Consider the following 25599-nt stretch of genomic DNA (forward strand, 5'->3'; position numbering starts at 1 on the left):
TTTGTTATGAAATATCTTTTTTTAGTACCAGTAATGGCCTTAATTCTAGTGGGGTGTAAGCCTTTGTATAAAGAGGTTAATCCAGATCGTATCCCGCAAACAGGGTCTAAATTGGTGGTGCATAGTTTCATCTCACCGCAGGATACTGCATTATTGGTTAAAGTCAGCATGTCCAGAAATGTACTGGGAGAAAGTGTGCCCTTTTATCGGCTGGATGTAATGGATGCGAACGTAGAGCTTTCCGATGGAACCCATTCCGTTAATCTTACTTACGATCTCCCATCAGGAGGGTATTATAAAATTAACGCAAAACTTTTTCCTATTCAGGAAGGGAAAACCTACACACTTAAAGTAGGCAGAACGGGCGGAACGGCAGTTCTGGGACAGACGACGGTTCCCTATGCCGTACCTCTGCAACGGCTGGAAATAGATACCCTTGCTGCTACTTCTTTTGTGAATGGAAAAATAAGAATGTATTGGAATGATGTAGCAAAGCAAGCCAATTATTATAGCGTAGATGCAAAAGTAAATTACGATATGATCACCTCTGTGCGGACCGGGGCTGGGGTTTTGAAAGATACCCTCATCCATGCTTCCCAACGCTTGCGTTTTGATGAACCGTTCCTGACGGATCAGGGTTTTGATGGCCAACCGATGGCAAGCCCACGTCAGGAGTTTACTATGTATCCCTCTTACTACGGGAGCTCGCCGCGACTACTGCGACCTATTTTAATAACTGCTTACCTCTTACATCTGGATTCAAACTATTACAAGTATCAAAAGGCCGTGGAAGAATGGAATAATGACAATCCCTTTACTGAACCGGTGCTTATTCCATCTAATATTCAGGGTGGTCTGGGCTGTTTTGGATCTTATTCGAGAGCAGAGTTTACGGGAAAAATTGGTAACTAACTCGGGTATCAATGAATAAAAAAGGTTGCTCGTCAGTACAGCGAGCAACCTTTTTTGCGTAAGCCTTTTCTATTACTGGTTCAGCCACTGCTTAAACGAAGGAGCTTTTTCTTTACTGATGATGATTTCAATCGGCTCCTGCTTTCCGGCTATTACTTTAAGTTTTCCGTTGAAGTAATTATGAATACTCTGGATGCAATAAACCTGAATGATATACTGACGATTGGCCCGGAAAAACCGTACCGGATCGAGTTCAACTTCTAGCTCTTCCAGCGTGTAGGGAATCATGGATTGTTCGCCTGTTTTTAAGCAAGCAAAGGTGATTTTGGATTCCGAAAAGAAGTATTCAATATCCTGAACATTCACCGTCGTATAACCATCCCGATACGGAAGCAGAAATCGTTGACGGTAGGGTTTCGTCTGTTTTCGATATAAATCAAGTAATTCAGTATATAAAACCGATGCTTCTCTGGCTGGTGATGCATGATGTAGGCGATCAAATTTATCCAGAGCCTGCGTTAACTCGTCGGTATCGATTGGTTTCAGAAGGTAATCAATACTGTTTACCTTAAAAGCCGACATCATATACTCGTCATAAGCCGTTGTAAAGATGATCGGGCTACTAACGGATAGTTGAGAAAAAATATCAAAACAAATGCCATCTGCCAGCCGGATATCCATGAAAATGAGCTGGGGTTGTGGATGGGTTTTCAGCCATTCAATACTTTCGCTGACCGTTCCTAATACTGCCAGAACTTCATGATTGGGCCGAATCATTTGTAGCAATCGCAAGAGACGATTGGCATTGGGCTGTTCGTCTTCAATGATGAGTAAGGATAAGGAATTCATGCGATAACGATTAAGGCACTCTCAGAAAATTAGGGCTTGGAGTAATCAAATAAAGGTAACTCCACCCAGAATAATTCAGCGTCAGAACCCTGAACGGGAATTTCGTAGGACAAAAGGCGATACCGATTTTTAATATTCTCCAGCCCTAATCCGGTTGAAGGCAATGGCGTTGGGAAAGGCTGCAAATTATTGGAAACACAAAGCCGATTACCCAGATCGTAAATCTGAATTTTTAGCGGTTTCGCATACGTCGCCCGATTGTGTTTGATGGCGTTTTCAATTAACAACTGAATGGCAATGGGAGGGACCCGTTTGGTTAGTAAATCGGGGTTAATATCAAAGCAAATCTGCACCTGCTCGCCGTGCCGAATCTGAATTAAATACTGGTAGGCTTTAACGAAGGCAATTTCATCTTTCAAAGGCACCAGATCCTGCCGAGTGTTCTGAATCATGTACCGATATACCTTCGATAATTTATCCAAAAACAAACTTGCCTTATGGGTATCTTCCTGAATCAGTTCAGATAAAGTGCTGAAATTATTGAAGAGAAAATGAGGGTCTAGTTGTAGCTTTAACGATTGCAGCTCGGCCTGAAGAGCCACGCCTTTTAATTCCAGCGTTTTAACTTTCAGCTCGGCGGCCTCTTCCAGACTTTGTTTGATACGACTCAGGAGGAAATACCCCGTATGAAAAGTGCTAATCATTAACGAAACAATGAGGTTAACGATCAGAAATTGCCAGGATTCCAGTTCTTCCTGAGGCGTAGGCGTTCCGGGATACAACCAGGTATAAATCTGATCCTGAATCATTAACAGGCCAATACTCGCCCCCAGCGTTAGTACTGTTTGACTCACAAACCGGGCCAACGGAGAATTAACCCAGGGGAGCCAACGTTCGAGTCCGCTAGCAATACCGATACTGACTTCAATGATGAACCAACTGAAAATGAAGGTAATGGTCAAATCAGTTACCCATTCTTTGCAGGTTAGAAGACCTCCCAACGTCCAGAGTCGATTATCGGGATTGATGAGGTAATACAGCAAATGAATGGCTAATACGACCAGGGGCGTCATGGCCAGCCGGATGTACCGCCGGTATGATTTACGATCAAGATTCACGTGAAATGCGGGCATACATGATTTGGAGAGATGTTTAACGCCAGCCGCCGCCTAAAGCCCGGTAGAGTTCGATGGTTGCATTTGCCTTTTCCCGTTCCAATTGAGTAACATTCAACCGGGATTGCAGGAAGTTACTTTGAGCGGTAATGATTTCCAGGTAATTAGCCATTCCATTTTTGAATAACAATTCGGTTGAACCAATGCCCTCTTCCAGAGCCTGCCGACGCTTGGTCGCATGTTGAATCTGCTCTTCGATTTTCTGATTTGCCACCAGGGCATTAGACACTTCGGTATAACCCGTGAGGACGGCCTGTTGAAAATTAATCGCCGCTTTTTCCTGATTGATTCGGGCTTGTTCAATCTGGGTTTTTAACTGCCGCCGCTGAAAAACGGGTTGAGTTAGGCCTCCCGCAATATTCCAGAAGAACGAACCGGGAACGTTCAGCCAGTTGGAAACCTGAAAGGAAGTTAATCCACTTTGTCCCGTAATAACCAATCTCGGATACAAGGCAATTTCTGCGATGCCTAGCCGGGCGTTGTTTGCTCTCAGCTCGTATTCGGCAGCATGAATGTCCGGGCGGGCCGCCAGCAACTCTACTGAATAACCCTGCTGATGGTTGAGGTTAAATTCCTGCCCCAGCTGGGCCCGACGGGTAATTCCCTTCGCGTAGGACCCGCACAGCAGACTTAAAGCATTTTCCTGCTGAATGATGCTTTGTTCAATCTGAGGAATGAGCTGTCTGGTTTCTTCCAACTGGGCTTTCGCCTGTTGAATAGCCAATTGAGTCGCTTCCCCAACCCGGTACTGAGCATTCGTTATCATAACCGTGCTGTCACTGAGTTCCTCACTGTGCCGAGCAATGCTCAGTTGCTCGTCCAGCATTAACAAGTTGTAATAACCATTGGCTACGTCGGCTACCAATCGGGTTTGTACCCCGCGTTTCAATGCTTCATTTTGTAAGATACCCGCCAGAGCTTCTTCTTTCTGCCGCTTTACCCGGCCCCAGATGTCTACTTCCCAATTCAGGCCCAGATTTACATTAAAATCATTGACGTTCAATGTTCCGATGAAAGCTTCATTCCCCAACCCCGCAAAACTGTTACGGGCCGTCCGGTTGCGACTGACCTGCAACTGAGCGTTCAGATCGGGGAGGTAGTTGAGCTTCACCTGCTTCAACGTAGTTTGAGCATATTCAATGTTCTTGATGGCTATGCGTAAATCATTGTTATACGCCAGAGCCGTATCAATAAGACTGCGAAGGGTGGCATTGGCAAAGAAGTCCTGAACGTTGGGTAACGTTCGGAGCGTCGTATCCCTTACCTGAGCGTTACGAAACTGCTCCGGTTGTTGTAAATCAGGACGTTTATAATCCCGGGTTACTTTGCAGGCCGTAAGCAGGCAAAGAATCACCAGGACGGAATAAATAGCTTTCATTTTCTTATTAATCATGGTTTTTGAGGGAAGCTGTTTCACTGGGGAAGCTAACCAGCTTTTCCTGCCTATGGAGTTGTCCCGGCTTTAGGAATAACTGGGTTTTCTGCGTTTGCGGCTCACTTTTTCCTGAATAGACTGAAAAATCACGAATAGCAGCGGGATAATTAACAAACCCAGTAACACGCCGGTAATCATACCCCCGGCGGCACTGGTACTGATCGAACGGTTACCTACCGCCGAAGCACCCGTAGCAAACATCAGAGGCACCAGACCCGCCACAAAAGCCAGCGAGGTCATCAGGATTGGGCGGAAGCGTTGTTGGGCTCCTTCCAGGGCCGCTTCCACAATCTCCATACCGGATTGCCGGGCTTTCAACGCAAATTCAACAATCAGAATCGCATTTTTTGCCAGCAAACCAATCAGCATAATAAGGCCAATCTGTACGTAAATATTGTTGGTAATCCCTGCCATGCCAATGGCGAGATAGACGCCTAAAAGTCCGGTAGGAATAGAAAGGATAACGGCCAGCGGTAATAAATAACTTTCGTACTGAGCCGCCAGCAGGAAATAGGTAAAAACCACGCACATGCCGAAAATAAGTACCATCTGTCCGCTTGACTCTTTCTCCTCCCGGCTTAATCCACTCCATTCGTAGCCATAGCCCGAAGGTAGCTTTTCGCTCAGAATTTTCTCGGTGGCATCCATGCTTTGGCTGTTACTATACCCGTCTTTCGCCATGATGTTGACCGTGATACTGCTGAAAAGGTTGTAGCGATTAATGACCTCCGGGCCGTATACTTTACGTAGTTTGACGAGGGTACCAATCGGAATCATTTCAGCATTCGCATTTTTCACAAAGACTTGATTTAATGATTCTTCGTCCATCCGGTAGAGCCCTTCGGCTTTTACATTGACGCGGTAAAATTTACCAAAACGTACGAAGTCACTCGACTGGGCTCCGCCGTAGAATAATTGCAAAGTCGTCAGAACGTCGCGGGGCGTGGTGCCTAGTTGAAAGGCTTTATCCTCATCTACTTCCACTTCAAATTGGGGGAAATCGCTGCGGAACGTCGTGAAGGCCATGCCAATGGCAGGGTCCTGATTTAGGGCTCCGATGATCTGCTGGGCTCTGGCATTGAAAGACTCCAGACTGCCGCCCGTTTTATCCTGCAAAACCAGTTCCGAACCATTCACACTACCGAAGCCTTCCACCGGGGGCGAACGGAATAAGCTTAATTCCCCTTCTTTTACGGAAGCCAATCGCCCGGTCATGGCTTCAATAATCTCGTCCATATCATTGATCTCACCCCGATCCCCAATGGCTTTTAGTCGGATAAAGCCTACGCCATAGGAAGGGCCGGCACTGTTACTGAGCAGGTTAAAGCCTGAGATACTGGTAACCGACTCGACTTCTGGCATCTTCTCTAAGGCCTGATCAATGCGACGAATGGCGTTGGTCGTAAACTTCAGGTTATTCCCCGGAGCCAGAGCCAGGGAGTAAATCACAAAGCGGTCATCTTCATTCGGTACAAAGTCTTTCGGGGCCCGATTCATCAGGAAAAAGGCAAAACCTGCCACGAGGGCTAACGCTCCGATACCTATCCATTTCTGATGAATCAGGAAACGAATACTCCGCACATACTTGGAAGTAAGGTTATCAAAACCCGTATTGAAGGCCGTCACAAAACGTTGTTTGAATCCCTGACCTGGTTTTTCTCCGTGCGTATTCTTCAAAAATAAGGCACACAAGGCCGGACTCAGCGTCAGGGCGTTTACCGCCGAAATCAAAATGGCACTGGCCAGCGTAAAGGCAAATTGCTTGTAAAACACGCCCGCCGGGCCACTCATGAAACCTACGGGAAGGAATACTGCCGCCATGACGAGGGTAATAGACAGAATCGCTCCGGTGATTTCCTGCATGGCTGAAACGGTCGCTTCCTCCGGTTCCATGTTTTCGTTCTCCATCTTGGCGTGTACCGCTTCCACTACCACAATGGCATCATCCACCACAATACCAATGGCTAATACCAGAGCGAAAAGGGTTAATACGTTAATGGAAAACCCGATAATCTGAAGAAAGAAAAAGGTACCGACAATGGCCACCGGAACGGCGATGGCTGGAATAAGCGTGGAACGCCAGTCTTGCAAGAACAGGAATACGACGATAAACACCAGAATGAACGCTTCCATCAGCGTACTTTTTACCTGATCGATGGACTGATCCAGTCGTTCTTTTACGCTTTGAATGATGTCATAGTCAACGCCTTTCGGAAAATTCTTACGGCTTTCTTCCAGCGATTTGCGAACGGCAATTTCAATTTCATTGGCATTCGATCCGCTCACTTGCTGGATAGCCAGCGTTACGGCGGGCTTTCCATTTTCGTAGTTGTCACTGTCGTAAAAGGCTGAACCAAATTCAATACGAGCCACATCACGTAAGCGTAAAAGTGAACCGTCGGGTTTGGCTTTCAGGATAATCTGTTCAAACTGCTCGGGCTGATTGAGCTTACCTTTGTACTTTACGATGTACTGAAGCGGAGCCTTGGATTCTTCGCCCAGTTTTCCCGGCGAAGCTTCCAGACTGCTATTGGCAATGGCGGTTTCAATGTCCTGCGGGACCAGATTATTGACCGTGAGTTTCTGGGGATTCAGCCAAATCCGCATGGCGTAATCTTTACTTCCGAAGAGCTGAACGTTACCGATACCCTTAATCCGTTTCAGGGCCGGAACCAGGTTGATTTTGGCGTAGTTCTGCAAGAAGAGTTCATCAAATTTAGAAGAATCGCGACTCAGCAAATTAAAGAACATGATGTTACTGTTCTGTTGCTTGGTGGTCGTGATACCCGCCCGAATAACTTCCGCCGGAATCTGGCTGTTGACCTGAGCCACCCGGTTCTGAACGTTCACCGCTGCCTGATCCGGGTTAGTGCCCTGATTAAAGATTACCTGAATTGAGAAAGAACCATCGCTTCCGGCTGTGGATTTAATGTACTGCATATTCTCCACGCCATTAATCGATTCTTCAAGGGGCGTGATTACCGAACGCGTAACACTCTCGCTATTACCCCCGGGATAAAGTCCGGCTACATAAATGGTAGGCGGAGCAATATCGGGGAATTGCATGACGGGTAAACGACTCAGGGAGATGAGCCCCAGCAGCACTAGTACAATGGAAATAACCGTGGCCAGAACGGGCCTATGTATAATATTTTTTAGCATAACAACCGGGAAATAGACCGCAACACGGGCTGTAATTACCTAAAGATCTTTATTTATTGAGCTACCTGCTCACCTTCCGTCACCAGTGCCGCGTCTTTCGCAATGATGCGATCACCGGGATTTAAGCCCTTCACCAGCACGTAATTATCTCCACTTTTACCATTGACGATAATAGCTATACGCTCTGCACGGTTATCTTTCGTAAGACGGAAAACGTAAAGCTTATCCTGAATGTCGGACACAGCCTGCACTGGAATCAGCATCACGCTTTCGTGGGTTTCAGGTAATACAATGCGGCCCGTGTTACCCGAGCGAAGCAAATGCCGGGGGTTGGTAAAGGCGGCCCGCACGCTAATACTACCCGTGCCGGTATCAAACTTGCCGTCTACCATCTGCACCTTACCGGAATGTTCGAAAGGTTTACCATCAGCCAGAATTAGCTGAACCGCCGGAAGCTGCTTTAGCGTCTGCGTTAATGACTGATCGGATTGGCGACTGAGTCGAAGAAAATCCTGTTCGGTCATGGAAAAGTAAGCGTAGACCTGACTAATGTCCGAAAGCGTAGTCATCGGCTCCGTATCCGTTTTGGAAGCCAGGTTACCGATTCGCTTCGGAATTCGACCGATGAACCCACTCACGGGAGCTTTCACTAAGGTAAAGCCAAGATTAATGCGAGCGGTTGCTACGGCGGCTTCCTGAAGAGCTACGTTTGCTTTCGCCGTTTCATAGGCTGCCTTTGCCGTTTTAAGCTGAAACTCGGAGGTAACGCGGCTTTGGCTCAACTCCCGGAATTTATCTACTTCCAGCGAAGCTTTTTCAAATCCGCCTGAGCTGCCCCGAGGTTAGCCTGAGCCGTATGTAAAGCTTCCCGGTAAGGGGCATCGGCAATTTTAAACAGCGGTTGTCCCGCTTTTACATAGGCTCCCTCCTCGACGTATATTCTCTCCAGGTAGCCTTCCGCCTGCGGGCGAATATCGACGTTAACTTTTCCTTCAATGCGGGCAGGGTATTCTTTATGAAGGGTAACTGAATTCTCTTTTAAAGTAATCACGCTGCGTTTCTGCGGAGCAGCGGCAGTTTGTTCGGTCTGATTTTCGGCAGAAGTGGTACAGCCTGCCAGACCAATCCAGGTGAGAAATAACAGGGTCGTAAGGGTATAATTTTTAAGAGAGGGGAAGTGTTTCACGGGATTCTATCTTTTGATTACTTCAAAAATAGATCCTCTACTATTAGTTACTGATGTTTTTGTGACTCATCCGACTAAAAATGCCCCCGAATCGGATTCAAACCCGACTGATTCGTTCTTGAATTTCAATCATTAATCTAGGCTTTACACCCGCCATATACGAGAAATCCCGAATAGCTACTACCATCCGGGATGCTTTACATGTGACGTACTTCAGCCACCAAACACGATATTAATTCCAGTAAGTACCATTTAATCCCAATACCGTACCCAGCCATAAGCCAATCATAAACACCAGTACACCTACCACCAGAGCGAGAGCTTTTCTCCAGTTGCTTCGATAATGAAAGGGATTAATAAAGGAGAAAAAGGCACCGCCCGCCGCCCCAGCCAACGGAACGATGAGGAGCGGCTTAATCATCCAGAATTTACCCCAGGCAGGGTTGGGGTTATGGGCACTGAAGAGGAACAAACTAATGATAAACAGGGCAATCAATCCTCCAATAGCCATGCCTTTCCTAAGAGAGGCAATAGGAACGGAAAAGAGTCTGAGTGAATTTTGATGGATCATGAAGCTATGGCATTTCACGTGTTTATTTTATTAAAAGTACTTTGTAATGCAAAGTAAAATACAAAAATCGGAAATCTATTCTTCTCATGACAAAAAAATTTCCATTCATGATTTTGAATACGAGGGGAGGGGGATGAAAAGCAGAGAGAGGTTCTTTTCAGAGTAGGAGATGGGCATATTTTTATTTTAAAAAAGGTAATTTTAGAGATTTTTATTTAACATAAGGGTAATTATGAAACAATATGTATACCCCTAAATAAGAAGTAAGTTTTATTGAAAAGCTAAAGATTTGTTCCGGGAAGCATAGCTTGATTAAGTCAAACCTAAAAATAAGTACTAACCGTAATACCTTAAATTCTCAAGGATGTAGTTTTCTTTCTTTCAGAAGTTTTAAAAGTAATTCCGGCTCATCGGTTTGAATAACATTTGCTCCGTGATCAAGTACCATACTTAAGCCTTTCTCGATTTGGCCTTTTCTTACTAAGGCATCCGGCTCGCCTAAAGCATTAATCCATACTCTGGCTCCCTGCTTTTTAATTAATTCTGAAACCGGGGCTTCATAAAAACTATGGTCAATATGAATCAGCTTAGGTTTAAATGAGGAAAGTAGCTCTTCTGCCTGAGTTTTGGAATGGGCTCTTGGCATCAATTGATGGGCGGCGTTTACCTGCTTGACCTGAGCTAGTGCGGTCGTATCATCATCAAATAAAAACACCTGAGCACTCATGTCCATTTTTCTGATCATCTCAACAACGGGGCTAAGACGGTCGGTTTTCAGGTCCAGATCGATATAAATTTTTCCTTTAGCTAACCGCAGTAACTCTTCCAGTGTAGGTATTCGTTCGGAGGTTAATTTACCTTGGGAGTCTTTCAGGTATAAGGTGTTCAGCTCGGCCAGCGTATACTCTTCTGCGTTACCTCTCCCATTGGTGGTTCGATTCAGTGTTCGATCGTGTAATAAAAACGGAATGCCGTCTTTACTTACTTTCACGTCCGTTTCAATAATGTCAACACCGATATCAATGGCCTTTTGAAAAGCCGGAATGGAGTTCTCGGGAAGGGTATGATGCACCGCCCGATGAGAAGCCACTAATACAATGGCTGGATTGTTAAAATAGCGTTGTAAAGTATTAAAATTAGATTGAGCCTGAGTCACTAGGCTGAACACGAGTAAAGTAAATACGGCTAAACAGCGTTTCATAGTAAAAGAGGGTTCGTTAGTAATGAAAAATCCAGGAAACCTTACGGCTTCCTGGAGCGATTGAACTGGGGTTATTACCAGGGTTTAGAGGTTCCTTTAATTAGCCAGCTTTTCGACCAGGCACTGTTCTTGCCATCCGCCTGAGAATAGGCGGATTCTTCCAGTTGTTCTATGGCCGAGGCCGCATTGGCCTGATTAATCCGTATTTCATCGGACATGTAATAAAAACGAATGGGAAGGACTCGCCGATTGGCGGCAGGGCCAGGCGTTAATGCTGGTAAGCCGGTACGACGGAAGTCAAACCAGGATTCTGTGGCGGCAGTCCAGCTAGCAATCCACTTTTGTTGCATGAGTTGCTCCAGCGTTCCCTTATATTTCACGCCTTCATTGGCGAGGTAAGTAGCAGCAAAAGAAGAAACGCCCCAGGTAGTCAATGAGGCTTTAATTGCTGATTCGTAATGCGTTTGAGCATTACCCGCCGCCCAGCCTTTTTGCGAAGCTTCAGCCAGAATAAAATGAACTTCAGCCGCCGATATCAAACGGGCTTTCAATAAGCTTCCCTTGGCCGCTTTGTATATCTCGTTCAGGTACGAAACGTGTGGGTTATACGAAAGCTGACCCGGCGTAGGATTCAGGTTATAAGACGAAGGCAAAGAGGAAACGCTGGGAGGTAACCCTACATAATCCGCATTGGTATTGATCTGAGCAGTACCTACTTTGTCAGGAGACAGGTAACGCTTGCCATCTTTGATTACGTCTGTTTTAGCGGGTAAGGTAGCGTCTACGACCAGCGGCACTTCTACTTTTTTGGCCCAGATTGCCAGACGAGGATCATTAATGGCCTGCATCGCATTCACCAGCGTTGCACACATTTTAATGCGACGGTAATTACTTCCACTCGCATCGTATACCGTATTTGAAGGCCATGAATCTCCATCGTTATTTCCTACATAAGCCAAAGTGGCATCATCGGTGGCTTCGGTAATGATGGGGTATTGCGTAGGATTGGCGACGATTTTTTCAATACCAGCCTTTGATTTCTCTGGCAATTTCCCTGAAATACGAAGGTAATAGCGTAAGGCCAGAGAGTTGGCCAGTTTACGCCATTTGGCGGGGTTACCGCCGTAAATCACATCAGCACTGGCATCAATTCCTTGGTATTCAGCCGATGACTTAGACAGTAGCGTATTGGCTTTCTCCAAATCAGCGAGTACGCCAGCATAAATGCTTTCCTGAGAATCGTATTTAGGCATGGTGTACTCGTTCCCACCCAAATCCCCTTTCAAGGCATTGGCGTATGGAGCATCGCCCCACAGGTCTGTGATCAGACCGAAAAGGAACGCCCGCATGGTGAGTGTAACTCCCTGATGAAACTCATACTTCAGGTCAACAGCCCGGTTATAGACCATCTGATTGTTCCGCAAAACGTCATAATAAGCCGTCCAGCTTTGGCTGCCCGACCAATCGTAGTCATTACGGGAACTAAACCAGGCATCACCCTGCGTGTGTTGCATGACCCCGGAAATATCCCCAAAGCCTAAATTCAAATACAGCTTGGGGCCTTCGGTCAACACGGTTGATAAAACCAGGTTCGGATTAGCCACGTCCGCCTGAATTCCGTTCGGGTTAACGTTCAGTTCCGTTAAATCTTTGCAGGAGACCAATAAGCTGAAAACCAGCAGAAAGGAAAATTTATAGTACTTTTTCATACTTAGAAAGTTAGACCCAGTTTAAAGCCCACGGGGATTACCCAGGGCGTAACATTATACCGTTCAATACCCTGCTTGAATTGGGTGCCTGCCTGCGACCCTGATTGAGGTTGGAATGCCGTTTCAGGATCGATACCGATTTTAGCAGCCGTCCACAGCATGATGTTTCGGCTATACACCGAGAAATTGGCGTTTTGTAAACCCAGCGAGCGAACGAAAGCAGAAGGCAGTTCGTAAGCCAGACTTACTTCTCGCAGTTTTAAGAACGAAGCATCGAACAGAGCTGCCCGGGCAAAACTCCAGGGATAGTTGTCGGAATAAGGAAGGTATTTTGTTCCACTGGAACCGAGGTTTTCGGTATAACCCGTGATGTTCCCTTTCGCATCGTACTGAGCAATCACACCGGGATTGAACACACCGCCGTAGGGATAAACTACGCCGCCTGATTCGAAAGGGAAACTTCCATCTGCCGCTGTTGGGCCCCCTACTACGTGGAAGTGATTTCCATTCACACGAATCATCTGATCGGCATTCGCTACCAGATAGTTACGAAGAGCATCCCCTGACAAACCATTGGGGTTGATGACGTTTTTCAGGAATCGGCTTGTTCTGAAATCAGATTCCATGTACCGATAGGTCTGTGAAATAAAATCTCCTCCCTGACGCCAGTCAAAACTCATGTTTAGGGTAAGACGCTTGTAAGAAAGAGAGGTCTGTAAGCCTAACATGAAATCAGCGTTGAAATTGCCAATTTTATTACGGGTCTTCGTAGCTGTCACCGACTGCCAGGAACCATCTTTATCAAGAATAGGATACCCGTAATAAGGTGAGTTAGGATCCGTAACCGTTACTAGCTCCGCATCATAAATGTCACCGATTTTCTCTCCTACGTAAGTCCAGGCACCGCCTTTGGCATCCGTCCAGAGGGTATAACTTTGAAGGCCGTCCGAAAGACGCTTGATGGTCGTTGTATTTCTGGTAAAATTGGCGGTAACATCCCAACGCCAGCCATTACGATCCACGGGTGTGCCTCCCAGCGAAAGCTCCACGCCACGGCTTTCCAGCAATCCGGCATTCACATTTTTTGAAGAATACCCTGAAGAAGAGGGCAGCGTAGTATTGATGATCTGATTTTTATTGGAAGAAACATAATACGTTCCGGCGAAGCGTAAGCGGTTATGCAACAATGCTAAATCCAGGCCACCCTCCGTTGAAGTAGCAATTTCAGGTTTCAGATTTGGAATTAGCAAAGTAGATGAAGTCCCCAGACGGGTGATGCCATTCCAGGCACCTACGTTAGCCAGCGTATTGTAAAGACTGTAAGGACTGGCATCTGTACCTACCTGAGCAACCCCGCCCCGGAGCTTCACAAGATTGACCGCCTGCGGCAGGTTAATCATTTCATTGATCAGCACGCTCAGGGAAGCGGAAGGATAAAAATACGAGCGACTATCCGCAGGAAGTGTACTCGACCAATCATTACGTCCCGTCACATCCAGGTAAATCATGTCCTTGAAACCGAAGTTAGCCAGGGCATAAAGGCTGTTAATCCCCCGCTGAAATCGACTGTTGGAATAATTAACGTTCGCCACTGCAATGTTCTGAACGGTATACAGATTAGGTAAAATCAGACCTGCTTTGCTTTTAGAGGAGGTCATCTGATCCGTTCCGTTCTGGTAACGCACATTCCCTCCAGCAGATACCGACAAATGGAATTGATTGAAGTCTTTTTTATAGGTCGCTAAAAAGTCCGCATTGCGTTCGTAACGGGTCATGTTCACAATGCCGTACGCTCCTTTGGGTTCGTCTGTATAACTAAAGGGGATTTTCGTTTCCCGCTGTTCAGTATACGTATCCACGGCGTAACGAGCCATCAGACTGAATGACGGCGTGAGTTGCCAATCCAGTTTCAGATTACCGAACATCCGGTCACGAACGAAGCTATTTTTTACTTCATGGGCCAGGAAATAAGGGTTGTTGTATTCCCCTGGAGCCTGCGAAAGCTGTTCCAGTCCTTCTCTACCCGAAACCCAGTAATTTTTCAGGTCACGGATGTCGATGTGCGGCGAAACGGCGTAGGCCCATTGCATAGGGTTAGTACCCCGGTCTCCCGAAGGTCGGTTATTGGAATTACTACGGCTGATGTCAATCGTACTGCTCAACGTCAGATTCTTGTGCAGTCTGGCTGAGGAGTTTAAGCTGAGCGTATTTTTGAAGAGATCAGAACCCGGAATAATTCCGCGATTACTCATGTTTGAATACGACAGGCGGTAATTCATCAGATCGTTACTGTTTGCGATCGAGATACCATTGGTCGAAGTAATACCCGTTTGAAAGAAGTTACGGACGTTATTGGGGTGAGAAACCAACTCCAGCGGCACCAGATTACCATTGGCATCGCGTGGACTGTTCCATTGAATAGCCTTGTATCCTTTGTCTAATTCCGGGCCATTCCCCCCCGATGAGCCTTCTTCAATTTCCAAAACTCCGCCGGGATGAGGGTTAAAATCAGGCGTGTACGGGAAGACGCCGGAAGCAAAACGATTATTACGATCCAGAAAACGGAAAGGGCGATCCAGCACGGTATTCGTAGTCACCGAAATCGTCATTTTCTTGGATTTGCTGCCGTTTTTCGTTGTAATCAGCACAACCCCGTTACCAGCCCGCGAGCCGTATAAAGCCGCTGCACTGGGCCCTTTCAATACCGATACGCTTTCAATATCTTCAGGATTCAAGTCTGAAATGGCATTCCCATAATCGACTTTATTATTCGAACCCATTTCGGTTATGTTGTTAAGCGTGTTTGCCAGCGGTACCCCATCCACTACGAATAAAGGCTGGTTATCATTGCTTAAGGATTTAGCTCCGCGAATCACCATGCTTACCGAAGAACCTGTTGGGCCTGTCTGGCTAATCTGTACCCCTGCCACTTTTCCCGCCAGTGAATTCAGAACATTCTCCTGAGCTACGCGGGTCATGTCTTTCCCTTGCACTTCGCCCACGGAATAACCCAGGGAGCGTTTGTCCCGCTGAATGCCCAGAGCCGTTACCACCACCTCCTGAAGAGAAGCGTCGCTTTCGACCAGGGCTACATCCATAACCGTTTTGTTTCCTACTGAAATTTCCTGAGACTGAAAACCAATAAATGAAAACACAAGAACGGCCTGATCCGATGCAGTAGTGAGGGAATACTGCCCGGAATGATTCGTTGTCGTTCCGATGGAGGTCCCTTTCAGTAGTACGTTTACTCCCGAGAGAGGAGACCCATCTTTTGCTGACGTTACCTTTCCAGTGATGGTCTGAAAAGGTTTGCTGGCCCAGGATTGAAAGCAGATCCAGGGAGCCATTAGTATAAATAATACCAATGACTTTTGAACAGAACTAATTTTTCTGATAAAAAGCATGATTTTAACGGTAATTTTAAATCATTTAAGCAATGGGGAAAATGTAAATACTATTAAAAATAAAGACTTTAATTCTCCTCTTGAAACCAGCAAATTCCTACTCTAGGATAAATACTTGGTTAATAGAGAGAACAGGTGTATCATCAGCTATTAAATAAATAATTAACGTACGAATTAGTGACTACTTAGGCCATACCATTCGATCTCGGATGATTTTTTTACTAACAATGAGGTGGTTTTTACCGTATTTTTTGAAATACCCAGATCATTAGCAATTTCCTGATATGACTTTTTCTCCTGGATATTCAGAAAAAGAATTTGCTTTCTCTTCTCGGAAAGCGTATCCAAAGCCTCCCTCAATCCTTGTATGGAGCCATCTTCTTCCTCCTCCGGCATTTCAATGGCCTCCACTAAAAGAAATTGTTTTTGCAATAAATCCGACTTCTGAATTTCTTTTAAGCGATCCAGCGTGAGGTTTTTTACACTGGTAAATAGGTAAGACTTTAAATTTAACTCAGCTTTGAGTGATGCTCTTTTGATCCACATCTTCATGAAAACATCGTGAATGATATTCTCAGCTTCCGCCCGATCTTTAATCAGATCCAAACAGAATTTCAAAGCGGAGTGGTAATAATGTTGATACAGGCTGGAAAAGACAAAGGCTTCCCCGGATGCCGCCCGTAGGGACGTATCTTCTGTATGGAAACGCATAAAAATGTTAGGTTAATACAATGAGTTATTAACTTAAGTAAATAACTATTTCAATGAGTAATTGTGGGAGGAAATGGTTACCTTAAATTAAGGTTAATTATTAAAAAAGTGCCCTTATTTTGTTTAATATGCCGCAAAAGTAGAAGACCTTTTGCAATCATTCTTACGCAATTTGCGTAAAGTTGACCTCATTTTGCGTAAGCCCAAAAAACTTCATATTGTGGTAATATTACTTGCGATTAAGCTTCATATTAACTCTATTTTTCAAGTAAATACTAGTCCTTTTTGGGGGTTCAGGCGTATTAGTGCTAAAAGAAAGGAATGATATGACTATCTGTAGATTGGCCTTTTTACTTATTCTCGGGTCTGGAATCGGCTTTTCGCAAGTCCCTGACCAACCCTTTGAGCAATGGTACTCCATCCGCTATTACGGAGCCGTCCGTAAGGATGGTAAGGTTTTCAAAGATCGCAACAATCTTATTCAGGGCATTTCTGGAGGTCAGCTCTTTCTCCCGGCTCACGGGCGTTTTCTGCATCCGGGTGCGTTAGTACCAGATACACGGTATCGCTCCATGAAATCCCGTACGCTTCGGGACATGGGGGTTTACCAACATCAGTTCTGGTATCTTGATGAGAAAAGCCTCTGGAGTCATGCCTGGGCGGGACGAATGGAGTTACTGCACCATATGCCTCAAGCAAAAATGTTTGCCGGTGGCCCCGATTTTAGCTTCCTGATTTCAGATGGTACTTCGCTGGAATACTTAAAAGATTCGCTGGTGCTCTGGCACACTACACTGACCGGAGAACAGGTAAAAGCCATTAGCTACGCAAGGCAAAAATTCTGGGTTCTGACTTCCACTCATCTTTATACGCTCCAGAATAAGAAATTACAGACGTTTTACTCGGGGGAAGGGTTCACCAGTCTAGCCGTTAACGATACCAGTATATATCTAGGGTACGAGAAAGGCTATTATCACTGGAAGAAAGAGAATCATTTACCCCTTAAGCACACCCAGCTTCCCAGCGTACCCGTCAACACGGTTACCCTCATCAACGGGCATCCGTGGATGGGTACGAATAAGGGTGTTTTCACGCCCAAGCCCGATGGAACGTATGCCTACTTTCAGGGTGAACGTTGGTTACCGGGCGATGAGGTCATTTCCATTACTGCGGGGCCAACGAACAGTGTGCTGGTTTTAACTACCCAAGGATTATCTCAGTTCAGCAAACGGATGATTACCCTTCAGGAGAAAGCGTATTTCTTCGAAAATCAGGTCCGAACCCGACACATTCGTAATGGTTTCAATGCTTCCCTGGAAGGTATGGAAAAAGGAAATCTAGGTACGGGTTATCTCTCCGATGCCGATAATGACGGTCTTTGGACTTCGATGTATCTGGGGAGTCAGGCTTTTCGCTATGCGGCAACCAAAGAAAAACAGGCTCTGGAAAATTGTCGGGAATCACTCGAGGCAATGGAGCGGCTTTACGCGGTTACGTCCATTCCCGGCTTCCCCGCCCGCTCCTTCGAACGAAAAAGTATTAAGTCTCAGTTATCGGATACTAACGTTTGGCAACCTTCTCACCAACCGGGCTGGGTCTGGAAAGCTACCACCAGTAGCGACGAAGCCATTGGGCACGTTTTCGCCTTTGCCACCGTAGCCGAATTGGTGAATGAACCCAGCTTGCAAAAGAAAGCCATTCGCTTGTTGGATACGCTGATGAATCACATCGTAAGTAATGATTTATACCTGATGGATTACGATGGGAAGCCCACCAAATGGGGCCGATGGAATCCCGCCTATGTGAATTCATTTCCGGTGAACGTGGGCGACCGGAAGCTGAACTCTTCAAATATCATCGGTATGCTGCAAACGGCTTATCATTTCACGAAAAAGGAAAAATACCGAAAAAAAGCGTTTGAATTAATGACGAAACACGGGTATCTGGCTAACCTGACTCGCCCCATGAGCGAAATCGGTAAAGCTCCCGATAACGCCGATGAGCACAGTAAATTACTTTCAGAAGGCTGGAATCACTCAGACGACGAAATGTATTTTCTGGGTTATTGGGGACTTTACCGTTATGCTTTCAACGATACGCTGCGAGCTCAATACCGGCAGGCGATCATTGATCATTGGCAGGTGGAACGTCCTGAGAAAGATGCGACCTGGAATTTCTTTACGGCCTTAACAGGTACTAAATCCTTCGATCTGGCTGAATCCATCTGGTATTTACAACAATATCCACTGGATCTGATCGACTGGCGTATTCAAAATAGCCATCGGCAGGACTTACATTTCCTACCCGACAATTTTCGTAAACAAACGATTTCACAGGTCTTATCTCCCGCCGAGCGACCCATGCAGCGGCATAATCGCAACACCTTTATTCTGGATGAAAACGGCAACGGACAAAGCGAATTCAGTGCGGGAGATACCTGGTTATTGCCTTATTGGCTGGGACGATACCTCGGGATTATCAAGGCTTCTCCGTCGGATCATTCCCTATTATTTTCAAATTAATAGCCCCACCCCTAGTCCTTTTCGCAGCCTTTGCCGTATTACTTCCAGCGTTCACTTTTATTCTCATGCAAAAGCAATTACGGGCGGCCGTATTTTTAAGTATAGTCTTAGGATTGTGGGGAGGACTTGCCATGGATCAGGGTCCAATCTTACTTATTTCTGCTCATCGCGGAGCTTCCGGCCTGGCTCCCGAAAATACGCTGGCCACCTTTCAGGAAGCATTACAGCAGGGGGCTGATTATCTGGAAATTGACGTTCGAACGACCCGCGATTCCCAACTGGTAATTCTGCACGATGGTACGCTGGACCGGACTACCATGGCTACCGGGAAAGTCTCCGACCGTACCTGGGAGGAAATAAAATCCGTTTCGGCGGGGAAAGGCTGGAATCATTTCACCCAACCCATTCCCAGGCTTGAAGAGGTCTGTCAACTCGTGGCTCACTGCAACACCGCCCATCGTTCCAAAGCGAAATTATACGTGGATTGTAAGGCCGTAGAGCCTCGGGCTTTGGTAACTATTTTAAGCAAATACCACCTGCAAAAAGACGCTGTGTATTACGGCAGCGATGCTTTTCTTAGTCGGTTGAAACAGGAGGATTCCGCTCTTCAGGTCATGCCAGGATTTCCTACAAACGGCAACTGGCAGGAAAAAGCCGAGCGTCTGCAACCTTACGCTTTTGACATACCTGCAGAGGTAATCACTCCTGAGTTAATCGCTACCCTTCACCAGCATCATATCCGAACATTTGTTGATTTACTGGACCAGAAAGATACCATTGCCTGGTATCGCAAGGCCGTAGCCTGCGGTGTGGATTGCATCCAGACCGATCACGTCACTGAACTTCGGCAAGCTCTCACGCAGATGCCTTAAAATGAATCATTATGTTTAAAAAAACAGGTCTGCTTACCCTTTTGGCCGGGACCCTCTCACTGGCTCAGGCACAGGAACATAAACCCTATACCCCTACTGCCTTCCCCGACCGACTCATTATGGGTTATCAGGGAGCCGTCGCCACTTCTCAATCGGTAAACTGGCGGACGGATTCTACCGTAACCAAATCAATAGGGGCCATCGTCGAAGCAGATGCTTCACCGGATATGGTTGCCAAAGCCCAGATGGTTGAGGCTCAAACCGAGCGGGTGGTTTTGGATGGAAAAACCGTGCATTACCATTCGGTTCACTTCAAAAATCTCAAACCTGCCACGCAATATGCTTACCGGGTTGGCGATGGTACGCACTGGAGCGAATGGTTTCACTTTACCACAGCTCAGGACAAGCCTGCACCGTTTTCATTTCTGTATTTTGGTGATGCTCAGAATGACATCCGTTCGCTCTGGTCGCGGGCCATTCGGGGGGCTTATGCCAAATTACCGAATGTCCAGCTCCTCTTACACGCCGGGGATTTGATTAACTCATCCAACAGCGACTGGCAATGGGGGGAATGGTTTGAAGCAGGTGGCTGGATTAATGGGATGATTCCTACGCTGCGGTGCCGGGTAATCATGAATATTTCAAAATGGAGAATGGGAACCGTCGGGTATCGTACCACTGGCGGCCCTCTTTTGTGTTACCCGAGAACGGTCCCCAGGGATTAACCGAAACGGCTTATTACCTGGATTACCAGGGAACCCGATTGATCTCGCTGGATTCTCAGGGAGCTTTACTGGATTCGCTGGTGCTGGAAAAACAGGCCAACTGGTTGCTGGACGTTCTCAAAAACAACCCCAACCGCTGGACGATTGTCATGCATCACCATCCCGTGTTTTCCACTTCTAAAGGTCGGGATAACGATGAATGGAGAGATCGCATGGAACCCATGTATCGAAAATATGGTGTAGACCTGGTTTTACAGGGGCACGATCACACTTACGGACGGGGATTAAATATGCCACTTGGCAAAAGCCGTAAACAACCCGATGGCCCTATTTATGTGGTTTCGGTGAGCGGTCCTAAAATGTACGAAATTGGCTTGCAAAACTGGATGGACCGGGCGGCTTCGAATATTCAGCTTTTTCAGACTATTCAGGTGAGCCAGGATACATTGAAGTACCAGTCTTATGCCGTAACGGGTGAGAAATACGATGCTTTCGAATTGATCAAAAATGCCAAAGGAAAAAACAGGCTGGTAGATCACGATCCTGAATTACCCGCTGAGCGACTGGAACTTCCGGCGGAGTATCAGAAACGAAATACACCTCAGCAAAAAGAAGCGTATCGCAATCGTTTTCAGGAATATAAAGCCCGTAAAGAGGCCGAGCTTAAAAAGAACAAGTAATCGCTGGTATGCATGACGATAGGGGTTGATTTGGGAGGAACGAATATTCGGGCAGGTGTGGTGCAGGCGGGCGAGGTACATACCCTTCGGCGTCACATCCTGAAACGAAAAGACTCCCTTACGGATACATTAGCTCAACTCATCGACCTGATTCGTCCTTTATGTCAATATCCGGTAGAGGGTATTGGAATCGGGGTGCCTTCGGTGGTAGATGTGCAAAACGGTGTGGTTTATCAGGTCGCTAATATTCCGTCGTGGGAGGAAGTGCCTTTAAAAGATATTCTGGAAAAAGAGCTAAATCTGCCCATCTGGATTAATAATGATGTGAACTGTTTCATACTCGGAGAACATCAGCACGGCCTCGCCCAAAACACTACTTCTGCTCTCGGGCTTTGCATTGGAACGGGTTTGGGCTGTGGGTTGATTCTAAACGGTACGTTATATACAGGAACTAACTGCGGGGCTGGAGAAATTGGAATGCTGAGTTACCTCGATCAAACGCTGGAGTATTATTGTTCAGGTGACTTTTTCACCGGTCGCCACGCAACAACGGCTTTAGAAACGTTTGAGCTTGCTACCCTCGGAGATCGGCAAGCGTTGGCTCTCTGGGCAGCCTTTGGCCGACATCTGGCTGAGGCTATTAAAGTGATTCTGTACGCCTATGATCCTGAAATTATTGTTATGGGCGGCTCCATTTCCAAGGCATTTTCCTTTTTCGAACCTTCGATGCGGGCACAGCTATCCGATTTTTCGTATCGGGAAACCCTTCGCCGCATTCGGATACTTCCTACTGAAAATGAGAACAGTGGAGTAATTGGAGCCGCCGCGTTAGGTACACTTTCCGTTCCTCGTTTTAGCTAATTCGGGTAAACACCGCCATGTATAAAATTATTTTGCTGATTGATTTTTCCGAAGAATACAGCAAAGGCTTACTCAAAGGCATTACGCGTTATTCCCGGGAGAAAGGTCCTTGGATTTTTTGCCGCATGCCCCTTTATAATCGGGAAACGTTGGGGATTGAGGGTATTCTTAATTGGGCTAAAGAGTGGGAAGCCAATGGCATCATCGGTCAGCTTTATAATGATACCAACATCAGCCAACTTGTAAAGTCTGGTATTCCCACAATTGCCCAGGATTTTAAAGAACGTTTTACCGAAATTCCTAACATTACCGGAGCTCATCGCGAGGCCGGAGCGATGGGGGCCGATTACTTTCTTCGCAAGGGATTTCGTCATTTTGCTTTTTACGGTTTCGAGCATATTGTCTGGTCGCGTGAACGTTCTCAGGGGTTTGAGGAACGGGTACAGAAAGCGGGTTACTCCGTTCATTACTTTGATAATCAGGAAGAAAGTAGTGAGGAATTATGGTACTACAAGCCCAGTGCCTTAAGTCAGTGGTTAACCTCATTACCCAAACCCATCGCCATCATGGCCTGTGATGATCGTCTGGGCTTACACATTACCGAGACCTGCCGCCATTCGGGCATTCGGATTCCTGAAGACGTGGCTGTGCTGGGCGTGGACAACGACGAAATGTTCTGTGAAATTTCTGACCCTCCCCTATCCAGTATCGCTCAGGATGCCGAAAAAGGCGGATATGAAGCGGCTCGGTTACTGGAGTCAATGATAAAAAAGGAACGAGCAAATGCTACGACATTGTGGTTCGTCCCACGCAGATTATTACCCGACAATCCACGGACATTTATGCTACTCAGGATGATTTCATTACCACGGCTTTAAAATTCATTCATCAGAATATCGATAAAAACCTTCAGGTAGAAGACGTCGTAGCCCAGGTTCCGCTCTCCCGCCGCTCCCTGGAGTTTCGTTTTCGGGAAACACTTGGCTTTCCCATTTACAAGTACATTCAGAATTTGCGGATGAATAAATTTTCCAAAAAGTTACAGGAAACGGATCAGTCTATTCTTGAAATTGCTCTCGATCTGGGCTTTACGGATACTAAAAACGTGTCCCGTCAGTTTAAACAAATTCATGGTTGCACACCCCAGGAGTTTCGGGCTCAGTTCAAGATCTAACCAGCCACCACATCCAATAGGGTCAAAGATTTTATAAGCGGTATAAAAAACAAGAAGCAGACTTTTGAAAAGTCTGCTTCTTGTTTTGAGGGATATTCTAAAGTAGAAAAAAGGGAATGGCCATTATCAAAAACACGCAAGGAAGAATAAGCAACTTAGCTATCGTTGAAAATTCAACATACCTATCTTCTTCCACCAGAAGAACATTTAATGCGTCATTGAGATACCGCATATTTGTGATTGAGTAGTTATCGGCAGCAAATTTAACTATAAAGCTTCAGTTGTTGATGCAATCAAGTCCCAGTTTTTCAACTTATATTTTCGAAAAAGGTCTTGCTTTCTGTAAATAGCACTATTCCAAATGATCCCATTCTATCTATAAAAAAGATGAATCAGCAGTAGAGTTAGATAGAATAATATATGAACCTACCTAATAATACCTGCCTGATAACCAGTGAATCAGGGGTTTACTAGCCTACGTTTTCATTCTTTACAATTTCATAATTTAGTAAACTAGACTGAAATCATAGCATGAAGTATTTTTGCGAAAATTTGGGTTCTGTAAACAAAACGGGTGAAAAGTATTCGTTTGGCTAAATAAACAATCATTATGCAGTCTTCTTATACTGAATTAGAATCGCTGGTTGCTCTTTCTCAGGATAAGGTAGAAGCCTTTGATTTTCTCTATCACCTCTATAAGCAGCCTGTTTACGGGAACATCTTCAAAATCGTCAAACAGGAAGATTTAGCGGAAGATCTCCTTCAGGAGGTTTTCATTACCCTGTGGGAGAATCGACACTCCCTGCAACTGGACCGCCCCGTTGCTGGCTGGTTATTTGTCGTCAGCCATAATAAGGCGTTATCTTTTCTGAAAAAGAAACTAAAGGAAGCCTTAGTAGTGTCATCTTCGGAAGAATTTACCGAGCAGGCCTCCCCCGAAGAAACCCTTGACGAAGAAGAGTATTCACTCCAGCTTTCGATGATTAAAGAAGCCGTTGACCAGCTTCCTAATCGCAAAAGAGAGGTCTTTCATCAACTTCGCTTTGAAGGTAAAACCACGGAAGAAGTCGCTGAAAATCTGGGCATTTCCGTGCAATCGGTCCGGGACTACCTCAAGCAGGCCACCCGGCAGGTCAGAACGCATATTCAGGAAAGGGGTAAGCTTATGCATGCTTCTTCGGCTTCTATACTCATCATGATGCTGGATCAATTCTAAGACCCGGAAGCCCTTTTCTACTCTCTTTTTCTGCTTAACAATTTGATAATATCGGAAGGCATCCCCCTTTTCCGATGTCCGAGTATTTATAGTGTATGATGAAGGATGAAATCGACGACATACTCGAAAAATTTTGGGCGGGTAAAGCCAGCCAGACCGAGATCCAGTGGTTGGCCAGACAAGTAGACCTGAAGCAATGGACCCAGGCTAGACAGGATGCTTTTGAAAAAAGCCTGAGCGAGCCTGAACCGCTATTGCAGCCGGAGCAGTCGGACCGTGTGTTAGCCCAATTGCATAGTCAGCTTCAAAGCAAGCCCAGTGGTACGCTTAAGAGAGTTAACTGGATGGGCTGGCTTTCGGGTAGCGTGGCGGCTCTGTTGCTGCTGGTTGCGGGCTTACTGGTTCTTCCGCATTCCACTAAAAAATCGGAGTTGTCAAGCCAGCAACCCGCAAAACCGGCGTGGCAACTGATTCTTAAAACCAATGTTACCCAAACGGTCATGAACGTTTCACTGAACGATGGTTCTCAGATTCAGTTACATCCCGGTAGTTCGGTTCAGTATTACGAACCCTTTGGCAGTACCTCCCGCGACATCAGCCTTTCTGGAGAAGCTCTGTTTACGGTTGCCAAAGATTCGCTTCATCCTTTCATTGTCATGGCTAATGGGTATACGACGACGGCCCTAGGTACTCAATTCCACATTCAGGCAACGCAAGCCCAACGCATCCGGGTGAAGTTATTGGAAGGGAAGGTAGTTATCAATCACCGCTCAGGCGGCATGCCCATTAAAGATCAATACCTCATTCCGGGTCAGCAATGGAGCGTTGACATAAGCCGTAAACAGACGCAGGTAGTCGAATTCCCTGAAAAACCCAAAACGACTCCAGCAGGTGTCCTTCAGCCCACCAAGCCTACCTCAGATCTAATCTTTAACAAAGAGCCTCTGGCCAATGTATTTAACGCGTTGAGTAAAAAGTATCTGGTAAAAATGGATTACAATCCGGCAGATTTAGCGGGTTTATCTTTTACCGGAACCATTGCAACGACGGATTCTTTGTCCAACATTTTAACGGCTTTATGCATCCTTAACAATTTGTCATTTCAAAAGGATTCGAAACAGGTGATCATTCGAAAATCACCCTAATCGCTCAGTAATCAATCTCTTATTTTCAATACCTACACTTCTGAAAATCAGAAGGACAGGTTTCTTTTTGCCTAATTAAATCATTACTC

19 protein-coding genes and 1 pseudogene are annotated in these 25599 nt (G+C 46.0%); 9 read left to right on the forward strand and 11 right to left on the reverse strand.

Annotated elements, in window-relative coordinates; all coding sequences use genetic code 11:
* Window positions 1–6: 6 nt before the first annotated feature.
* Entirely contained in the window at window positions 7–912 is a 906-nt protein-coding gene (locus BWI96_RS19100) for a DUF4249 domain-containing protein (RefSeq protein WP_106638122.1), read from the forward strand.
* A 72-nt stretch (window positions 913–984) separates the two neighbouring features.
* Here the strand turns inward: BWI96_RS19100 and BWI96_RS19105 are convergent, their stop codons facing one another.
* The 11 genes from BWI96_RS19105 to BWI96_RS19155 all read right to left on the reverse strand — a co-directional run bounded on the left by BWI96_RS19105 (window position 985) and on the right by BWI96_RS19155 (window position 16315).
* A complete protein-coding gene (locus BWI96_RS19105) occupies window positions 985–1761 on the reverse strand; it encodes a LytTR family DNA-binding domain-containing protein (RefSeq protein ID WP_106638123.1) in 777 nt (258 codons plus the stop codon).
* Window positions 1762–1790: 29 nt separating this feature from the next.
* Complete coding sequence (locus BWI96_RS19110) at window positions 1791–2894, reverse strand: sensor histidine kinase (RefSeq protein ID WP_106638124.1); 1104 nt, start codon at window positions 2892–2894, stop codon at window positions 1791–1793.
* 19 nt (window positions 2895–2913) lie between these two features.
* Window positions 2914–4329: an efflux transporter outer membrane subunit gene (locus BWI96_RS19115; protein ID WP_198555309.1), complete on the reverse strand. Its 1416-nt coding sequence runs from the start codon at window positions 4327–4329 to the stop codon at window positions 2914–2916.
* Window positions 4330–4398: 69 nt separating this feature from the next.
* Window positions 4399–7533: an efflux RND transporter permease subunit gene (locus BWI96_RS19120; RefSeq protein WP_106638125.1), complete on the reverse strand. Its 3135-nt coding sequence runs from the start codon at window positions 7531–7533 to the stop codon at window positions 4399–4401.
* Between the two features lie 53 nt (window positions 7534–7586).
* Window positions 7587–8315 carry an efflux RND transporter periplasmic adaptor subunit gene (locus tag BWI96_RS19125; RefSeq protein WP_157830449.1) on the reverse strand — a complete coding sequence of 243 codons (729 nt, stop codon included), beginning with the start codon at window positions 8313–8315 and terminating at the stop codon, window positions 7587–7589.
* Between the two features lie 14 nt (window positions 8316–8329).
* Window positions 8330–8719, reverse strand: coding sequence for an efflux RND transporter periplasmic adaptor subunit (locus BWI96_RS19130; RefSeq protein WP_106638127.1), 390 nt, complete (start codon window positions 8717–8719; stop codon window positions 8330–8332).
* A 232-nt stretch (window positions 8720–8951) separates the two neighbouring features.
* Window positions 8952–9290: a potassium transporter KefB gene (locus BWI96_RS19135; RefSeq protein WP_232793812.1), complete on the reverse strand. Its 339-nt coding sequence runs from the start codon at window positions 9288–9290 to the stop codon at window positions 8952–8954.
* A 358-nt stretch (window positions 9291–9648) separates the two neighbouring features.
* Window positions 9649–10491, reverse strand: a complete 843-nt coding sequence (locus BWI96_RS19140; RefSeq protein ID WP_106638129.1) for a glycerophosphodiester phosphodiesterase family protein — start codon at window positions 10489–10491, stop codon at window positions 9649–9651.
* Window positions 10492–10565: 74 nt separating this feature from the next.
* Entirely contained in the window at window positions 10566–12200 is a 1635-nt protein-coding gene (locus BWI96_RS19145) for a SusD/RagB family nutrient-binding outer membrane lipoprotein (RefSeq protein WP_106638130.1), read from the reverse strand.
* 2 nt (window positions 12201–12202) lie between these two features.
* Window positions 12203–15547 carry a SusC/RagA family TonB-linked outer membrane protein gene (locus BWI96_RS19150; protein WP_106638131.1) on the reverse strand — a complete coding sequence of 1115 codons (3345 nt, stop codon included), beginning with the start codon at window positions 15545–15547 and terminating at the stop codon, window positions 12203–12205.
* A 231-nt stretch (window positions 15548–15778) separates the two neighbouring features.
* Window positions 15779–16315, reverse strand: coding sequence for a sigma-70 family RNA polymerase sigma factor (locus BWI96_RS19155; protein ID WP_106638132.1), 537 nt, complete (start codon window positions 16313–16315; stop codon window positions 15779–15781).
* Between the two features lie 326 nt (window positions 16316–16641).
* On the opposite strand from BWI96_RS19155, the gene BWI96_RS19160 reads away from it, so the two are divergent.
* The 8 genes and pseudogenes from BWI96_RS19160 (at window position 16642) to BWI96_RS19190 (ending at window position 25510) form a co-directional block, all read left to right on the forward strand.
* Window positions 16642–18837 (forward strand): hypothetical protein, encoded by a 2196-nt coding sequence (locus BWI96_RS19160; protein WP_157830450.1) that lies wholly within the window; start codon window positions 16642–16644, stop codon window positions 18835–18837.
* 65 nt (window positions 18838–18902) lie between these two features.
* Window positions 18903–19709 (forward strand): glycerophosphodiester phosphodiesterase family protein, encoded by an 807-nt coding sequence (locus BWI96_RS19165; protein WP_106638134.1) that lies wholly within the window; start codon window positions 18903–18905, stop codon window positions 19707–19709.
* Window positions 19710–19720: 11 nt separating this feature from the next.
* Window positions 19721–20434, forward strand: a complete 714-nt coding sequence (locus tag BWI96_RS22610; RefSeq protein WP_232793813.1) for a fibronectin type III domain-containing protein — start codon at window positions 19721–19723, stop codon at window positions 20432–20434.
* The gene (locus BWI96_RS22615; RefSeq protein WP_232793814.1) at window positions 20356–21114 is read left to right on the forward strand and encodes a metallophosphoesterase; all 759 of its coding nucleotides are present in this window, start codon (window positions 20356–20358) and stop codon (window positions 21112–21114) included. Before BWI96_RS22610 ends, BWI96_RS22615 begins: the two co-directional genes overlap by 79 nt.
* Window positions 21115–21126: 12 nt before the next feature.
* On the forward strand, window positions 21127–21975 hold the full coding sequence (locus BWI96_RS19175; RefSeq protein WP_106638135.1) for an ROK family protein: 849 nt from the start codon (window positions 21127–21129) through the stop codon (window positions 21973–21975).
* Window positions 21976–21992: 17 nt separating this feature from the next.
* Window positions 21993–23149: pseudogene (locus BWI96_RS19180) on the forward strand (substrate-binding domain-containing protein).
* 610 nt (window positions 23150–23759) lie between these two features.
* Window positions 23760–24365: an RNA polymerase sigma factor gene (locus BWI96_RS19185; RefSeq protein WP_106638136.1), complete on the forward strand. Its 606-nt coding sequence runs from the start codon at window positions 23760–23762 to the stop codon at window positions 24363–24365.
* 95 nt (window positions 24366–24460) lie between these two features.
* Window positions 24461–25510, forward strand: coding sequence for a FecR family protein (locus BWI96_RS19190; protein ID WP_106638137.1), 1050 nt, complete (start codon window positions 24461–24463; stop codon window positions 25508–25510).
* Window positions 25511–25599: the final 89 nt, after the last annotated feature.

This window comes from Siphonobacter sp. SORGH_AS_0500 (assembly GCF_002838835.1).
Classification (GTDB): Bacteria; Bacteroidota; Bacteroidia; order Cytophagales; family Spirosomataceae; genus Siphonobacter.

Coding starts and splice junctions, on each gene's coding strand:
- BWI96_RS22610 (WP_232793813.1), top strand. CDS start 19,721: ATGTTTAAAAAAACAGGTCTGCTTACCCTTTTGGCCGGGACCCTCTCA.
- BWI96_RS19160 (WP_157830450.1), top strand. CDS start 16,642: ATGACTATCTGTAGATTGGCCTTTTTACTTATTCTCGGGTCTGGAATC.
- BWI96_RS19135 (WP_232793812.1), bottom strand. CDS start 9,290: ATGATCCATCAAAATTCACTCAGACTCTTTTCCGTTCCTATTGCCTCT.
- BWI96_RS19110 (WP_106638124.1), bottom strand. CDS start 2,894: ATGCCCGCATTTCACGTGAATCTTGATCGTAAATCATACCGGCGGTAC.
- BWI96_RS19140 (WP_106638129.1), bottom strand. CDS start 10,491: ATGAAACGCTGTTTAGCCGTATTTACTTTACTCGTGTTCAGCCTAGTG.
- BWI96_RS19175 (WP_106638135.1), top strand. CDS start 21,127: ATGACGATAGGGGTTGATTTGGGAGGAACGAATATTCGGGCAGGTGTG.
- BWI96_RS19105 (WP_106638123.1), bottom strand. CDS start 1,761: ATGAATTCCTTATCCTTACTCATCATTGAAGACGAACAGCCCAATGCC.
- BWI96_RS19100 (WP_106638122.1), top strand. CDS start 7: ATGAAATATCTTTTTTTAGTACCAGTAATGGCCTTAATTCTAGTGGGG.
- BWI96_RS19150 (WP_106638131.1), bottom strand. CDS start 15,547: ATGGCTCCCTGGATCTGCTTTCAATCCTGGGCCAGCAAACCTTTTCAG.
- BWI96_RS19185 (WP_106638136.1), top strand. CDS start 23,760: ATGCAGTCTTCTTATACTGAATTAGAATCGCTGGTTGCTCTTTCTCAG.
- BWI96_RS19145 (WP_106638130.1), bottom strand. CDS start 12,200: ATGAAAAAGTACTATAAATTTTCCTTTCTGCTGGTTTTCAGCTTATTG.
- BWI96_RS22615 (WP_232793814.1), top strand. CDS start 20,356: ATGGAGAATGGGAACCGTCGGGTATCGTACCACTGGCGGCCCTCTTTT.
- BWI96_RS19120 (WP_106638125.1), bottom strand. CDS start 7,533: ATGCTAAAAAATATTATACATAGGCCCGTTCTGGCCACGGTTATTTCC.
- BWI96_RS19165 (WP_106638134.1), top strand. CDS start 18,903: ATGCAAAAGCAATTACGGGCGGCCGTATTTTTAAGTATAGTCTTAGGA.
- BWI96_RS19115 (WP_198555309.1), bottom strand. CDS start 4,329: ATGATTAATAAGAAAATGAAAGCTATTTATTCCGTCCTGGTGATTCTT.
- BWI96_RS19190 (WP_106638137.1), top strand. CDS start 24,461: ATGATGAAGGATGAAATCGACGACATACTCGAAAAATTTTGGGCGGGT.
- BWI96_RS19155 (WP_106638132.1), bottom strand. CDS start 16,315: ATGCGTTTCCATACAGAAGATACGTCCCTACGGGCGGCATCCGGGGAA.